The organism is Nesterenkonia natronophila (assembly GCF_003595215.1).
GTDB classification, from domain to species: domain Bacteria; phylum Actinomycetota; class Actinomycetes; order Actinomycetales; family Micrococcaceae; genus Nesterenkonia; species Nesterenkonia natronophila.
Genome location: NZ_QYZP01000001.1, coordinates 625,921 through 640,026, shown reverse-complemented (window position 1 = coordinate 640,026; position 14,106 = coordinate 625,921). Strand labels below are relative to the sequence as shown.

16 protein-coding genes are annotated in these 14,106 nt (G+C 62.0%); 5 read left to right on the top strand and 11 right to left on the bottom strand.

Going from position 1 to position 14,106, the window contains the following annotated elements; translation table 11 throughout:
- The first annotated feature begins 56 nt into the window (after window positions 1–56).
- Complete coding sequence (locus D3250_RS02995; RefSeq protein WP_192892547.1) at window positions 57–971, top strand: 3-methyladenine DNA glycosylase; 915 nt, start codon at window positions 57–59, stop codon at window positions 969–971.
- Here D3250_RS02995 and D3250_RS02990 read toward each other — a convergent pair.
- A complete protein-coding gene (locus D3250_RS02990; RefSeq protein WP_119901846.1) occupies window positions 968–1,621 on the bottom strand; it encodes an NADPH-dependent F420 reductase in 654 nt (217 codons plus the stop codon). The two genes, D3250_RS02995 and D3250_RS02990, sit on opposite strands and share 4 nt — an antisense overlap.
- Window positions 1,622–1,773: 152 nt before the next feature.
- Here D3250_RS02990 and D3250_RS02985 point away from each other — a divergent pair, with 152 nt between their 5' ends.
- From D3250_RS02985 to purL, 4 genes are all read left to right on the top strand, one after another.
- Window positions 1,774–1,947 (top strand): ribbon-helix-helix protein, CopG family, encoded by a 174-nt coding sequence (locus D3250_RS02985; RefSeq protein WP_119901845.1) that lies wholly within the window; start codon window positions 1,774–1,776, stop codon window positions 1,945–1,947.
- A gap of 78 nt (window positions 1,948–2,025) precedes the next feature.
- Window positions 2,026–2,280 (top strand): phosphoribosylformylglycinamidine synthase subunit PurS, encoded by a 255-nt coding sequence (gene purS / locus D3250_RS02980; protein WP_119901844.1) that lies wholly within the window; start codon window positions 2,026–2,028, stop codon window positions 2,278–2,280.
- Window positions 2,281–2,286: 6 nt separating this feature from the next.
- Complete coding sequence (gene purQ, locus D3250_RS02975) at window positions 2,287–3,063, top strand: phosphoribosylformylglycinamidine synthase subunit PurQ (protein ID WP_119901843.1); 777 nt, start codon at window positions 2,287–2,289, stop codon at window positions 3,061–3,063.
- A complete protein-coding gene (gene purL / locus D3250_RS02970; protein ID WP_119901842.1) occupies window positions 3,060–5,387 on the top strand; it encodes a phosphoribosylformylglycinamidine synthase subunit PurL in 2,328 nt (775 codons plus the stop codon). Before purQ ends, purL begins: the two co-directional genes overlap by 4 nt.
- A gap of 29 nt (window positions 5,388–5,416) precedes the next feature.
- Here purL and D3250_RS02965 read toward each other — a convergent pair whose 3' ends face one another.
- The 10 genes from D3250_RS02965 to rpmB form a co-directional block, all read right to left on the bottom strand.
- Window positions 5,417–6,271 carry an aldo/keto reductase gene (locus tag D3250_RS02965; RefSeq protein WP_225973100.1) on the bottom strand — a complete coding sequence of 285 codons (855 nt, stop codon included), beginning with the start codon at window positions 6,269–6,271 and terminating at the stop codon, window positions 5,417–5,419.
- Between the two features lie 13 nt (window positions 6,272–6,284).
- Complete coding sequence (locus tag D3250_RS02960) at window positions 6,285–7,502, bottom strand: cysteine desulfurase-like protein (protein WP_119901841.1); 1,218 nt, start codon at window positions 7,500–7,502, stop codon at window positions 6,285–6,287.
- A gap of 12 nt (window positions 7,503–7,514) precedes the next feature.
- Window positions 7,515–7,991 (bottom strand): flavodoxin domain-containing protein, encoded by a 477-nt coding sequence (locus D3250_RS02955; protein ID WP_119901840.1) that lies wholly within the window; start codon window positions 7,989–7,991, stop codon window positions 7,515–7,517.
- Window positions 7,992–8,146: 155 nt separating this feature from the next.
- On the bottom strand, window positions 8,147–10,093 hold the full coding sequence (locus tag D3250_RS02950) for an NHL domain-containing thioredoxin family protein (protein WP_119901839.1): 1,947 nt from the start codon (window positions 10,091–10,093) through the stop codon (window positions 8,147–8,149).
- An 89-nt stretch (window positions 10,094–10,182) separates the two neighbouring features.
- Entirely contained in the window at window positions 10,183–12,255 is a 2,073-nt protein-coding gene (locus D3250_RS02945) for a bifunctional copper resistance protein CopD/cytochrome c oxidase assembly protein (RefSeq protein ID WP_225973099.1), read from the bottom strand.
- Complete coding sequence (locus D3250_RS02940; protein WP_119901837.1) at window positions 12,236–12,433, bottom strand: hypothetical protein; 198 nt, start codon at window positions 12,431–12,433, stop codon at window positions 12,236–12,238. Before D3250_RS02940 ends, D3250_RS02945 begins: the two co-directional genes overlap by 20 nt.
- 112 nt (window positions 12,434–12,545) lie before the next feature.
- Window positions 12,546–12,830, bottom strand: coding sequence for an HU family DNA-binding protein (locus D3250_RS02935; protein WP_119901836.1), 285 nt, complete (start codon window positions 12,828–12,830; stop codon window positions 12,546–12,548).
- A gap of 237 nt (window positions 12,831–13,067) precedes the next feature.
- Window positions 13,068–13,373, bottom strand: a complete 306-nt coding sequence (gene rpsN / locus D3250_RS02930; protein ID WP_119901835.1) for a 30S ribosomal protein S14 — start codon at window positions 13,371–13,373, stop codon at window positions 13,068–13,070.
- A gap of 2 nt (window positions 13,374–13,375) precedes the next feature.
- The gene (gene rpmG, locus D3250_RS02925) at window positions 13,376–13,543 is read right to left on the bottom strand and encodes a 50S ribosomal protein L33 (RefSeq protein ID WP_022872124.1); all 168 of its coding nucleotides are present in this window, start codon (window positions 13,541–13,543) and stop codon (window positions 13,376–13,378) included.
- Window positions 13,543–13,779, bottom strand: a complete 237-nt coding sequence (rpmB, locus tag D3250_RS02920; RefSeq protein ID WP_119901834.1) for a 50S ribosomal protein L28 — start codon at window positions 13,777–13,779, stop codon at window positions 13,543–13,545. The genes rpmG and rpmB overlap by 1 nt, the downstream gene beginning before the upstream one ends.
- Between the last annotated feature and the right edge of the window lie 327 nt (window positions 13,780–14,106).

Sequence of the window (14,106 nt, the reverse complement as noted above, 5' to 3'; positions counted from 1 at the left end):
ACCCTGAACGTCTCCCGATCATGATCGCCGTCCAGGGCCGGTATTCTTTGGGAGCTATGTCTGTCCCCACCGTGGTGCCGAGGGTGCTCTCACCGGAGGAGCACCAACACCGTGCCGCCAGCCATCACCAGGCCGTGAGTCGCTATACGGAGGGGTTCCTCACGAGGCGCCCGGCCGGGAAGCAGCACCCGGTGGAGGACTTTCTCTTCACCTACTACTCCTTCAAGCCGGGCCAGCTTGCGCGTTGGCACCCGGGGACAGGGGCCGTGCTGAAAAGCGCCGGAAACTCCCCTCAATCCGGTTGGCGCTTCTACACCACTGTGGATGACGGCACCTGCGCCGGTGGAGTCACTGTTGATGCTGAACGCTTCAGCTCTGAACGGGCCTCCATCATCAGCTTCGCCCGGAGCCTGTTGAATGCCACTGCGGCCCGACCAGCTCAGCTCGGATGTTTCGGACTGCATGAGTGGGCTATGGTCTACCGTTCCCGCCAGCACGGGCAGCGCCACGACCATGTGCCGCTGCGTCTGGGAGCCGAGGGTACGGATGAGGTCGTCGAGTCGTTGAAACTCACCTGCAGTCACTTTGATGCCTTCAGGTTCTACACTCCCTCAGCCAAGCCCCGCAACACATTGGAGCCCCGTCGAGAGAACCAACTCCAGATGGAGCAGCCAGGATGTCTGCATGCCAATATGGACCTCTACAAGTGGGCCTACAAGCTCATCCCGGCGGTCAGCAGCGACCTGCTTCTGGACTGCTTCGAGTTAGCGTGGCGTATCCGCGAACTGGACATGCGCGCCTCCCCATACGATTTGCGGGACTGGGGATACGAGCCGGTGGCGATCGAGGAACCGGCCGGCCGAGCGGAATACGTCCGAGCTCAGCAGGAGTTCTCCCGCGAGTCACAACGCTTGCGCAACAGGCTGGTCGAAGTACTGGATCAGCTGCCTGTCAGTGCCCCTGCTGCTTAGACGTTGGTCAGAACGCGCTGACACTGGTCCAGCAGAGCTCGCATCTGTCCGGCAGTGTGGCGACCGTTGAAGATATCAGTACCGTTCTCCAGCGCCTGCCCGGCCGCAAGCGGTCCCGCGTCCACGGCGTCGTAACCCAGTGAGTCGATGAATGCGGCCACCAACTGTTTGGCGTCGTCGTCATCAGCGGCCAACGCAAGCGCCCGACGTTCGGGGACACCTGCGGGATGAGCATCCACTTCTAGATCGCCGTAGCCTATGTGATTCAGCGTCTTTACCAGCTGCACGTCTCCGAAGAAATCGGCGATGACTTCAGAGGTGGAGGGGCCGGACTCAAACTCCTTCAGCACGCCGTCGACCGGGGACCAGTAGTTCATGGTGTCGATGACCACATGCCCTGCCAGCACCTCAGTGTCGATGCTGCGGTACTTGTGCAGCGGCACCGCGACGATGATGATGTCTGAGCCCCGGAGGTCTTCTCGCTCCACCGCCTGGGCCCCGGGGACGATGACCTCAGTCAGCAGCTGAATCTGGTCCGCCGGCTTCCCGGTGGCGATTCGCACCTCATGTCCGGCGCGGATGGCTTGCCGGCCAATGGCTGTGCCGACGCGACCGGCCCCCAGGATGCCTATGCTGAGCTGATTGGTCATGAAGGTAACCCTCCGTCACGTGCTTCAAATTTGAACTATCAGTGGGTGCAACACTGCAGCGCCTGCTCCTCTTCCCGAGGCGCTCCGACTGTGGCAGCTGTCACTCATTCAGGCTCCTCGCACAGCGATGTTTAGTTTGCTAGCATTCTTGCATGGTGGAGAGGAAGACGCAGTTCAACGTGTACCTACCCCCTGAGCTGGTTCGGGCCGTGAAGCACCGCTGCATCGATGAGGGAACCTCGCTGTCCGCCTACGTAGAACGGGCCCTGGGTGAGCACCTGCGAAAGCGCGACGCCGCACCCAGCACTCAGGACAGCGAAGAGTAGTACCTGGCGGCGGTCCCATCGCACTCCCAGGTAAGATTGTGACCGATCCATACTTAAGTACAGCCACAGGAGACACACGTGCCTACGATCCTCGTCGAGGTCATGCCCAAGCCTGAGATCCTCGATCCACAGGGCAAGGCCATCGCCAATGCACTCCCCCACCGCGGATTCACCGGGTTCTCCGGCGTGCGCCAGGGCAAGCGGTTCGAACTGAGCGTTGACGGCGAAGTCACCGAGGAGCTTCTCGAATCGGCTCGAACTGCCGCAGCAGAGATGCTCTCAAACCCGGTGATCGAAGATGTGGTCTCCGTGACGGTGGCAGAGGACCTGTAATTGCACATGAGCGCTGATACTCCTCTCATCGGTGATCACACGATGCCCGAGACTGCCCCACTGACCGACGCCCGCATCGGAGTGGTGACCTTCCCGGGGACCCTTGATGATCGTGACGCCGCTCGCGCCGTCCGGCTCGGCGGAGGGACTCCAGTGTCGCTCTGGCACGCTGACGATTCACTCCACGAGGTCGACGCCGTCATCCTTCCCGGTGGCTTCAGCTACGGTGACTATCTGCGCGCCGGAGCCATCGCCCGGTTTGCGCCTGTGATGAACACCATCATTGTCGAGGCCGAGGCGACCACTGCCTCCCCGCTCCCAGTGCTGGGCATCTGCAACGGATTCCAGATCCTTACCGAGGCCCACCTGTTGCCGGGCTCGATGATCAAGAACGATCACCTCAAGTTCATCTGCCGCGACCAGGTGCTGCGCGTGGAAAACACGGGAACGGCCTGGACCTCACAGTTCACTCAGGATGAGCTCATCACGGTGCCCATGAAGAACCAGGACGGACAGTACGTAGTCGACGACGCCACGCTGAGCACCTTGGAGGATCAGGGAAGAGTGGTCTTTCGCTACGTGGGCGAGTCTCCCAACGGCTCACGCAATGATATTGCCGGGGTGACCAATGAGCGGGGGAATGTGGTGGGGCTTATGCCGCATCCCGAACACGCGGTGGAAGCCGGTTACGGACCCAACGACGCCACCGGGCTGCGCGAAGGAACTGATGGACTGACGATCTTCACCTCCGTGGTCTCGTCACTGACAGGGGGAAATGCGTGAACGACTTCAACATTGACACGGTGACGAACGCCGCCGACACTCCCGAAACGGAACTGCCCTGGGCCGAGCTCGGCCTGAAACAGGACGAATATGCTCGGATTCTCGAGATTCTCGGCCGACGGCCCACCGCAGCCGAGCTGGCGATGTACTCGGTGATGTGGTCCGAGCACTGCTCGTACAAGTCCTCCAAGGTGCACCTGCGCCAGTTTGGCGAGAAGGTCACCGAGGAGATGCAGAAGGACCTGATGGTCGGCATCGGGGAGAACGCCGGAGTCACCGATCTCGGCGACGGTTGGGCCGTGACGTTCAAGATCGAGTCTCATAACCACCCCAGCTATGTGGAGCCCTACCAGGGTGCGGCCACGGGCATCGGCGGGATCGTCCGCGACATCATCTCAATGGGTGCGCGACCGGTGGGCGTGATGGACCCGCTGCGCTTCGGCGACATCGACCACCCCGACACCCAACGTGTGCTGCCGGGCGTGGTGGCCGGCATCGGCGGCTATGGGAACTCACTGGGCCTGCCGAACGTCGGAGGTGAGGTCGTCTTCGATTCCGTGTACCAGCAGAACCCGCTGGTCAACGCGCTGGCTGTGGGTGTGCTCAAGCACGAAGACCTGCGGCTGGCCAATGCCTCCGGGGTGGGCAACAAAGTGGTGCTCTTCGGCGCCCGGACCGGCGGTGACGGTATTGGTGGCGCCTCCGTGCTCGCCTCAGAGTCCTTCGACGACACCAAACCTTCCAAGCGCCCCGCAGTTCAGGTGGGTGACCCCTTTGCGGAGAAGGTGCTCATTGAGTGCTGTCTGGAGCTCTTCCATAACAATCTGGTGGAAGGCATCCAGGATCTCGGCGCGGCAGGCATCAGCTGTGCCACCTCAGAGCTGGCCTCCAACGGGGAAGGCGGGATGCACGTAGAGCTGACCAATGTGCTGCTGCGCGACCCGTCCCTCACCCCTGGTGAGATCCTCATGTCAGAGTCCCAGGAACGCATGATGGCGGTCGTCACCCCGGAGAACGCCGCAAACTTTGAAGCTGTCATGGATAAGTGGGGTGTGGAACACTCCTGGCTGGGCGAGGTCACCGACACTGGCCGGCTCATCATCGAGTGGGACGGCGACACTATTGTGGACGTCGACCCACGTACCGTGGCCCACGACGGCCCGGTGTATGACCGCCCCTACCACCGCCCAGAATGGCAAGACCGCCTACAGACCGATACTTTCCGGTCCTCAGCGGCCGGTGGGGATCTCCCCGCTTCGGCAGAGGACCTGGGGCAGGCGGTCGTGGAGCTGATGTCGAGCCCTAATATGGCTGACAAGTCCTGGGTCACCGACCAGTTCGACCGCTTCGTCGGAGGCAATACTGCCCTGTCACAGCCCGATGACGCCGGCGTGATCCGCGTAGACGATCGCACCGGCCTGGGTATCGGGCTGGCTACTGACTGCAATGATCGTTATGCCTACCTGGACCCTTACCGGGGTGCTCAATTGGCGTTGGCCGAGTCCTACCGGAATGTGGCAACTGCTGGGGCGGTGCCGCTGGCTGTCAGTGACTGTCTGAACTTCGGCTCGCCCGAAGATCCGGACATCATGTGGCAGTTCGCAGAAGCTGTGCGCGGCCTTGCCGACGCGTGCATGGAGCTCGGCATTCCGGTCACCGGAGGGAATGTGAGTCTGTACAACCAGACCGCAGGGCGGGCAATCCACCCCACGCCGGTCGTCGGAGTGCTCGGCAAGTTCGACGACGTCTCCAGGCGCACACCCTCCGGCTTTCAGCGCTGGGCCGATGGCCAGGCCATCTATCTGCTGGGCACCACCCGCGATGAACTCGACGGTTCCGAGTATGCACGGATGCGTGGGCATCTGGGCGGCCAGCCTCCTGCAGTGGACTTGATAGCAGAGAAGACGCTCGGCGAAATCCTGATCAACGCTTCGCGGGACGGGATGATCGACGCAGCCCATGACCTCTCTGAGGGTGGACTCGCTGCTGCGCTGGCGGAGATGAGCCTGCGCTTCGGAGTAGGGTCTCGGACGTCGCTGCACGAGCTGTGCGAGCGTGATGGTGTCGATCCGTTCACGGCCCTATTCAGTGAGTCACAGGCACGTGTCCTAGTTTCGCTGCCCCGTTCGGAAGAGCTGAGGTTCACTGATATGACTACCGCTCGTGGGTTCCCAGCGCTGCGTCTAGGCGTGGTGGACGCCGAATCCGGTGGCATCGAGGTGGCCGGCGCGTTCCAGGACGGCAGCTTCGGAATCGGCCTGGATGAGCTCAAAGAAGCGTGGAGTTCCGTGATTCCTTCGAGATTCGGCGGCGCCGCAGCGTAGCCTGCAGCTCTGTCCGGCATGCCGGATGGTCAGAACTCCTCGTACACGGCAGGGTCCTGGTTCTTCAGTCGGCCGTTTGGGCGGCCCAGTGACGAGATACGATCCACTTGATCCGCCGTCAGCGTGAAGTCGAAGACCTCCAGGTTCTCGCGCTGGCGCTGGGGATCAGCAGACTTTGGGATGGGGATCGTTCCACGCTGAATATGCCAGCGAAGCAGAGTCTGCACCTCGCTTCGACCCACTTCGGCTGCGACCTGAGCAATAACAGGCTGACGCTTCAGATCCGTCTGACGACCCACAGGGCTCCACGCCTGCACGGCGATACCCAATTCGCGGTTCTCGCTGATCGCAGCCGCCTGGGGGAACCACGGATGAATTTCGAGCTGATTGACGCTGGGCAGCACGCCTGTCTCCTGCTGCAGTGTCTCCAGATGCTCGCCCAGGAAGTTGCTGACCCCGATGGATCGCAGCAGTCCCCGCTCCCGCAGCTCAATGAGCGTCTCCCAAGCCTCCACGTACTTCCCTTGTTTGGGATTGGGCCAGTGAATCAGGCAGAGGTCGAAGTAATCCAGCCCGGCGCGGAAGAGCGACTCCTCAACAGCAGCGACGGCCTGCAGCCGTTCGTGGTACCGACCAGGCAGTTTCGTGGTGACCCGCAGCTGGTCACGATCAGCTGCGGCAGCGGCAATGCCTGCGCCCACCGCACCTTCGTTCTCATAGTTGTACGCAGAGTCCAACAGTCGATACCCGGATTCGATTGCGGTGGTGATGGCTCCAGCGCCAGCCTGTCCGCGCAGCGTGTACGTGCCGAGACCAATGGCTGGCAGCGTGGTGCCATCGTTGAGCATCCGTGTCTCCACGGCAGCGGTGTCACCATCTGGCATAGTGGTGTCTCCTTCAGGTAGCTGCAGAAACCGCTGAGGTGAGGGCCTCTAGTAGGCGGTCGACGTCGTCGTCGGTGGTGTAGGGAGCCATCCCGAGGCGCAGACCACCCTGGTCGTCGATGCCGAGCCGGCGGAAGGTCTCGTAGGCGTAGAAGGAGCCTGCAGGTGCGTGAACGCCCGCACGGTGGAGCGCTGCGGAGACGTCTTGCGAGCGCCTGCCGGGAAAACTGAGGAACAGCGTGGGAGTACGGTTCGCTGCTGCCGAGTGCACCGTCACGCTGCCATGCAGATCCTGCTCCAGAGTCTGCAGGATCCTCGCAGCGAGTGCCTGTTCGTGTGTGCTGATCAGGTGGTGGGCGTTTCTCAGGAGCTCGCGCCGGTCCCCAGAGCCCGAGCCCAAGCCGGCAATGAAGTCGACGGCGGCGGTGGCACCGGCCATCGTTTCATAGGGAAGGGTGCCGAGCTCGAAGCGTTCCGGCACATCATCCGGGGAGGGCACGAGCTTATCCGGTGTGATGGATTCCAGCAGCTCCGGTGCCGCTGCCAGGAGGGCACAGTGCGGCCCGAGGAACTTGTACGGTGAGCACACAAAGAAATCAGCGCCAAGCTCGGAGATGTCCACATGATGGTGCGCGGTGTAGTGCACTCCATCCACATACACCAGGGCGCCGACGCTGTGGGCGGCCTCAGCCAAGGCGGCCACATCAGGAATGGTGCCTACGAGGTTTGAAGCTGCCGTGACCGCGACCACCCGAGTGGCCGTTGTGAGGACGGAGTCGAGAGCAGAGGTGTCAAGCTCAGCCGTCTCAGGGTCCACGTCGATCCACCGCAGTCGCGCACCAGTGCGTTCAGCGGCCTGCACCCACGGCCGGACATTGGAATCATGATCCAGCCGTGTCACGACCACTTCATCGTCAGGACCCCAGTGCTTTGACAGGTGACGGGAGAAGTCGTAGGTGAGTTGGGTGGCGCTGCGCCCGTAGACGAGCCCCTGAGGGTCCGCGGCCAGAAGGTCAGCAAAAGCGTGGCGAAAGTCGCGCACGACCCGTTCCGCATTCATCTCCGAAACGGATTGGAGGCCCCGATTGGACAGCGGTGCAGTGAGAGTTTCGGCGATCGCTTCGCCGACCTGGCGCGGGGTTTGGGTCCCGCCTGGTGCGTCGAAGAACGCGACTCCCGACTCTAGAGCTGGAAAGTGAGTGCGCAGCCGATCCGCGTCGAGTCCAACCATTGGCCGCAAGGTTCAGTTGACGCCGTAGGCGAGCAGACCCTCAGCCCAGTCCTCGATAGCGGGCCAGTCCCGGAGGTCTGCCTCACGTGGGGCCTTAGCCACCTTGAGCTGAAGCTTCTCGAAGAAGCTCATCTTCGACTCGTCCATTGCTCCGCGGAAGTAGGTGACTTCGCGGTGGGGGAACTGTTTCAGCTGGTTCACCAGTTTCGGGTCTAAGGTAGGCCCACCCCCGACGGCGAACAGAAAGAGCGGCTTGCCCGTCAGCTCAGTGCGGTTCGCCTCCAAGAAGAGCACACCCTCGTTCATGAGCTTTTGCCGGTAGACCGGGATCCCGACCACCACGTTGTCTGTTTCGTAGAGCCACTTCGCGGCCTCACCGACGTCTTTGACGTGGGCCTTCACTCCTCGGGCGGAGAGGACAGCAGCGATTCGCTCGCCAATCTCCGCGGTGGAGCCGTGCTTGCTCGCGACGACGACCATAGTGGTCATATGCTCACGCGCCTTTCGCCATTATGCCGTGGGTGTCGAAGGTATGTGACTGAGCTTATCCAATTCTGCCGGCTCAGGAGTAGCTGAGAGATTTCTGCTGGCTGTTCGTTGTCATTTTGATCACCCGGGGACGGGGTTCCCAGTTGTTCGCCCCGCTACTTCAGACCTCGCAGGTCCAGGTTGAGCTCCTGGTCGCCGACATCGTCGAGTACCACTGGGATTCCCCAGTCCTGCTGGTAGAGGTGGCAGGCGGCGTGCATGGGAATGTCCTCCCCGGGATCGCCGTCACAGGCTGCTGCTCGTGCGGTGATGTGCAGAACACCTTCGGTGATGTCGGCATTCAGCTGCAGGGTGCGGTAGAGACCCTCGGTGGCCCCCGCTCCGGAGGTTATGAGATCGGCGGGGGTGGAGGACACCTGCAGCTGAGTGGGGTCGCCCCACCGGTAATCGAGCTTCTGCCCGGTCGGGGCCTGGAAACTGACGCTGAGCCCGAACTCTCCAGCTTTCACTGGGGTGAGGGGACGTTGCGTCTGGGTAGCCCCTTCGTCAACGGTGAGGTACTCATCAGGCACGGCGATCCGGATCAGCTGGTGGGCGTTGGTCTCCACCACAAGCAGCGTGTTGCCATCGGCATCCAGCAGGACGTCTGAAGGTTCCTTGAGACCGCGAGCCACGGTGGAGACCTCTGCGGGGACAGTGGTGCCGTCGGGGGCGGTGTGCTCGGCTTTGTACCTGCGGATCGCGCCGTTGTAGGTGTCTGCGACCAAAACGGAGCCATCCGGGAGGGCGGTGACGCCCAAAGGGTGCTGCATGCGCGCCTGAGCGGGTTCTCCGTCGCGGAAGCCGAAGTCGTACAGCCCTTCCCCGATGAGGGTCTCCACCGCGGGAGCCGCACTGCTGACGGATGTGCGGAGAACTCGCAGTGCGGAGGTTTCGGAGTCCGCGATCCAGAGATCTCCGAGAGAGTCTTCTGTGAGACCTGAAGTTTGAGCGAACCAGGCCTCCTCCGCTTCCCCATCTACCAGTCCTTCCAGTCCGGTGCCGGCGTAGACGGCAAGTTCGCTGGTGACCGGGTCGAAGGTGAACAGCTGATGGGTTCCTGCCATGGCCACCACGACGCTGCCCAGGTTGTCCGACCAGAGGACGTCCCACGGAGAGGAGAGCGAGATCTTCAGTGGCCGGGTACCCAAGGATCCCACGACCTGGGTGGTGCGTGTGCGTTCGGCGTCGAGGAGTCGCTGGACCCCGTTGCCGGCGAGGGTGCTCACTTCCCCGGTGGATGCGTTGATGCCGCGCAACCTGTGGTTGACCGTATCAGCGACCACGATGTCGTATCCGACCTGGTCAGCGATTTTCTCGGGCAGGAGGGAGATTCCCTGGGGTTCGTTGAACTGAGCAGTCTCCGCGGGTCCGTCGGTGTGGCCCTTCCCGCCAGAGCCCCAGGCTTGAACGACGGTCTCCAGGTCAGGGCCCAACTGCACGACTCTGTGATGTCCGGTGTCGGCGACGAGGAAGCCCTCTGCTGAGCCGTTGAGAGTACGGTTGAGCGGTATCGCCTTGGCGGGGAACCGCAAAGTGCGCGAGACCGGCTCAGGGGCCACGTAGGGCCCGTCACCGCGGTGCAGTGTGCCCTTATCCTCGTGTTCGGCGATCAGTTCGTCCAACAGTGAGGACAGGCCAGCCACATGGCCTTCGCCGGAGAGAGACGCGGCGATGTAGCCTTCTGGGTCCACCACCACAAGCGTGGGCCAAGCGCGCGCTGAATAGGCCTGCCAGGTGATCAGCTCCGGGTCATCGAGTACAGGGTGTTCAATCTCGTAACGCTCCACCGCGGCGGCCAAGGCGTCAGGATCGGCCTCGTGCTCGAACTTGGGCGAGTGGACACCTACAGTGACCAGAACGTCTGAGTACTGATCCTCCAGCGGGCGGAGTTCATCCAGCACGTGCAGACAGTTGATGCAGCAGAAGGTCCAGAAATCCAAAATGATGATCTTCCCGCGCAGCTGCTCAAGACTGAGCTGTTTTCCGCCGGTGTTGAGCCAGTTTCGGCCCAGCAGCTCGGATGCGCGCACACGGCTGGTCCGCCGGATCGTCTCTGTCATGCGGTGTTTCCTTCTGGGAATCTCAGGAGCGTCTCTATCAGTTGAGTCAACCAATCGCGCAACTGTTCTGTTCCATCCATGACTCAGTGTTAACTGCGCGGAACAGGGCCCTTCTCGGACATCTGTTCAAACATCTCGTTGTAGGCCTCCAGCTCGGCGTCTCCGGTGCGTTCGGCTTCTCGGTCCAACCGCTTGGTCTCCCGGCGGTCATCTTTGGCCCACTGGATACAGACGATGACCCCCATCACGACGGCTGGGACTTCACCGAGGCCCCACATCAACTCGGTGCCCCTGTGTTGGTCCTCAATCGCGGGGAACCAACCATGACCCATGTTGCCAAACCAGTCCGGCTGGATCAGCTGCTCCGTGGACATCAGCGCGACAGCGAAGAAAGCGTGGAAGACCATGGTGGCGAGCAGTATGATCACCCGTGCGAAGTGGGGCGGGCGTGCAGGAAGCGGGTCCCGTCCGATGAGCACGAGCGCAAAGATGTAGCCAGTAAGGAGGAAGTGGACGGTCATGAGGATATGACCCAGGTGAAATTCCAGCGAGAGCCCGAATATCGGCGTGTAGTAGAACAGCAGGATGGAGCCAGCGAAGTTCACTGCGGCGACGATCGGGTGAGTGATGATCTTCGACCACGTGGAGTGCACCAACCATAGGATCCATTCCCGGGGACCTCTGGTCCCGTCCCTGCGCACCGGGAGTGCGCGCATAGCCAACGTGACGGGGGACCCCATGACCAGGAAGATCGGAGCGACCATGGTCAGGGTCATGTGCTGAATCATGTGCCCGGAGAAGGTGACCATCCCGTAGACGGCTGGCCCGCCAGAGGTGACCCACAGGAGCACGGCCAGGCCGAGCAGCCAGGAGACTGCCCGCATTATCGGCCAACTGATTCCGCGGGACCGAACCTGGAGCACCGCCCGTATGTACCAGATGCCGAGGAACAGCACGATGGCAATCCACAGCCAATCTGGGCGCCAGAGAGTGAAGAAGTTGCTCAGCTCCGGTTCGGGCGGCAGGTCGTAGCCCGTCAGGATCCGGGCTGGGGTGGCGTCGGGGGGAAGGTCCTGCGGCACCGGAGGTGGTGTGCGGCCTAATACGGCGCTGATCCCGATCACAGTGCTCATCAGGACGAGCTCGACAATGATCAGTTGCCACAGAAGGCGGGAAGAGCTGAGGACACGTGGAATGATCCACCGCCTGTGGGCGAAGCCGATGCCGGCCAGCGCTAATGTGGCGGCGGTCTTGACCGCAAGCATTCGCCCGTAGTCAGTGCCCAGCAGTTGATCGAGACCCGAAACCCGGAGATCGGCGTTAATCACGCCGGACGCAGCGACCGTGACCAGTGCCAGGCCGGCTAGCACTGAATAGCGCCGCAGCAGGGTCTCGAGTATCTCCGGACCCCCCTGATCACGTGCGCTGAGGTTTCGTGCGGTGTGGGCGATCTGCGGCGCCAGCAGCGCAAGTACCATGAGCCCACCGACCCACACCACCACTCCCAAGAGGTGCAGACCCAGAGAATTGACTGCTGCGGTGTGATCATCGCCGGAGGCTGAGTGACCCACCATAGCCATCGGCACGATTGCGCTGAGACCCAGTACTGCTAGGAACCCGACTCCCGCCGGCTGGCGAACGGCCGCTAGCAGGGTGGCACACAGTCCCGCGATGAGCACGATGGTCAGCCAGGCCTGGCCTGTGGCGATATTCAGTGTGTAGTCAAAGAATCCCTCAGAGAATCCTTGATCCGTGGAGACGGGCAGTCCTGCAAGGGAGGAGAAAGTAAGCACCAGAACTGCGATGGCCGCGATTGTCCACACCACTGAAGCCGCCATAGCGATCTGCATAGTGCGGGTATAGAGCGGGTGTTCTTGGCCCGCTTGTCGGTCCTGTCTGTTGCGCGGCCCGGTGCGGAAGGGGATGGCGACGGTCGCCAGTATTGCGGCAGCCACCGTCGTGGCCATGGCGAGGTGGTGAGTGTAGCGTGCAGCGGGCAGCCCCCACCGGGTGATCGGTCCCGGGTCCGAGATGGCACCACCCTGCCCAATACCGGTGCCGAGGCCTGCCACTATGAGGGCGATTAATCCTGCGGAGATGGCCGCGGCGGTCAGGGGCAGCGGTGCGGCCCAGACCCTTCGCTCAGCGCCGATCGGAGTCATCCCGTGGCCCCTCATCGCCGCGCCACTGCTCGGACTGTCGGAGTTTCTTCCACATGAGAATCAGCACGAGACTGACAACGATAAACGCGCCACCTGCGAAGAGGATGGGTGCCCAGCTGGGGGCGTCGGTCTCAATGTCTGGCTGAGCAAGCAACTGCGATAGGCGGAACAATGACATAGAAGAAATTCTACAAGTTGTCGAAAACGCCGGTGACCCCCGGTCTCTCGAGTGAGACGGGGGTCACCGGGTGGCGCAGCTCAGGAAGCCGCACACGGGATCAAGCTTGAGCTCACTTGCCCGTGGCAGCGGCTTTCAGCTTGGATCCTGCGGAGAGCTTCACAGAATAGCCGGCGGGGATCTCAATGCTCTCGCCGGTCTGCGGGTTCCTGCCGGTGCGTGCGGCGCGCTCTGTGCGCTCCACAGACAGCCAGCCGGGGATGGAGACCTTCTCGCCCTTGGAGACCTGCTCAGTGAAGACCTCGAAGACGGAATCCAGCACGCCGTTGACGGCCGCCTGGGAGTTGCCGGACTTCTCTGCGACTGCTGCAACGAGCTCGCTACGGTTCAGTGCCATGTGTTTGTCCTCCTGGACTGATTTGTTCCTGTCCCGTGAGGCCGAACTTCCGCGTCATTCTGCGGATCTGCGGCCGTATTAGGGCTTTCAGTTTGGCAACTTACCACGCCAGGCCCCGAACTGGGCATTAAACAGCGTTTTAACAGCGTGTTTCCAGGAGTTTCACGTGTTGGCATACGGAAAGGCGGGGCCTCCCTCAGGAAGACCCCGCCTTTTTCGTTGTTCAGTTATTGCCGATTACCAGGAGCTCTTGGTGATTCCGGGCAGCTCACCGCGGTGCGCCATATCGCGGAACCGAATACGGGAGATTCCGAACTTCTGGAAGGTGCCGCGGGGGCGACCATCGATTGCGTCGCGGTTACGCACACGGATGGGGGACGCATCACGCGGGAGCTTCTGCAGGCCCACACGAGCAGCCTCGCGGTCCTCGTCAGAGGCCTTGGGGTCTACGAGAGTCTTCTTCAACTGAGCACGCTTCTCGGCGTAGCGCTCGACGATGACCTTACGCTTTTCGTTCTTTACGATCTTGGAGGTCTTGGCCATGATCAGCGCTCCTCTCGGAAGTCGACGTGCTTACGGACAACCGGATCGTACTTCTTCAGCACAATGCGGTCAGGGTTGTTGCGGCGGTTCTTGCGAGTCACGTAGGTGAAGCCCGTACCGGCAGTCGACTTCAGCTTGATGATGGGACGTACGTCCTTGTCCTTTGCCATTAGAGCTTCTCACCTCGCTTCAACATATCGGCGACGACCGCGTCGATACCGCGCACGTCAATGGTCTTGATGCCCTTGACCGACAGGTTCAGGGTCACCTTGCGGCCCAGCGAAGGAACCCAGTAGGTCTTCCGCTGGATATTTGGGTCGAACCGGCGCTTGGTGCGGCGGTGCGAGTGCGAGATTTGGTTGCCGAACTGCGGCCCCACTCCCGTCACCTGGCAACGTGCTGCCATGATCACTCCTCTTGAGTTTCTGTACGTAGATGCTGTTTGAAGGCCCACTGGTGCGGACCGTTTCACTGACACCGGTACGAGGACGACCAGGCTGGGTGAGATCCAACCGAAGTTGCCTACGGACACGCGGAGACCGCGTGGACGGTGCAAAGTTTAGGCGGCGCTTGAACTGTTTCCGGCGCTGCACCCTGTGAAAAGGCGCAACTCAGCCAAGCAGACGAAGAACAATGATACGCAGAACCCGGCAAGCTCGCAATCTCACAATCCACGCACTATACGGTCCCTAACACCCGCCTCTCCGCTGGCCTGCAGATCATCCATGTCTTG

Bases quoted from the DNA above. Each gene is read 5' to 3' on its own strand.
- D3250_RS02990 (WP_119901846.1), bottom strand. From the start codon at position 1,621: ATGACCAATCAGCTCAGCATAGGCATCCTGGGGGCCGGTCGCGTCGGC.
- D3250_RS02995 (WP_192892547.1), top strand. From the start codon at position 57: ATGTCTGTCCCCACCGTGGTGCCGAGGGTGCTCTCACCGGAGGAGCAC.
- rpsN (WP_119901835.1), bottom strand. From the start codon at position 13,373: ATGGCCAAGACCTCCAAGATCGTAAAGAACGAAAAGCGTAAGGTCATC.
- D3250_RS02935 (WP_119901836.1), bottom strand. From the start codon at position 12,830: ATGGCACTGAACCGTAGCGAGCTCGTTGCAGCAGTCGCAGAGAAGTCC.
- D3250_RS02940 (WP_119901837.1), bottom strand. From the start codon at position 12,433: ATGTCATTGTTCCGCCTATCGCAGTTGCTTGCTCAGCCAGACATTGAG.
- purQ (WP_119901843.1), top strand. From the start codon at position 2,287: ATGAGCGCTGATACTCCTCTCATCGGTGATCACACGATGCCCGAGACT.
- D3250_RS02955 (WP_119901840.1), bottom strand. From the start codon at position 7,991: ATGACCACTATGGTCGTCGTCGCGAGCAAGCACGGCTCCACCGCGGAG.
- rpmB (WP_119901834.1), bottom strand. From the start codon at position 13,779: ATGGCAGCACGTTGCCAGGTGACGGGAGTGGGGCCGCAGTTCGGCAAC.
- D3250_RS02945 (WP_225973099.1), bottom strand. From the start codon at position 12,255: ATGACTCCGATCGGCGCTGAGCGAAGGGTCTGGGCCGCACCGCTGCCC.
- D3250_RS02960 (WP_119901841.1), bottom strand. From the start codon at position 7,502: ATGGTTGGACTCGACGCGGATCGGCTGCGCACTCACTTTCCAGCTCTA.
- D3250_RS02985 (WP_119901845.1), top strand. From the start codon at position 1,774: ATGGTGGAGAGGAAGACGCAGTTCAACGTGTACCTACCCCCTGAGCTG.
- rpmG (WP_022872124.1), bottom strand. From the start codon at position 13,543: ATGGCAAAGGACAAGGACGTACGTCCCATCATCAAGCTGAAGTCGACT.
- D3250_RS02965 (WP_225973100.1), bottom strand. From the start codon at position 6,271: ATGCCAGATGGTGACACCGCTGCCGTGGAGACACGGATGCTCAACGAT.
- D3250_RS02950 (WP_119901839.1), bottom strand. From the start codon at position 10,093: ATGACAGAGACGATCCGGCGGACCAGCCGTGTGCGCGCATCCGAGCTG.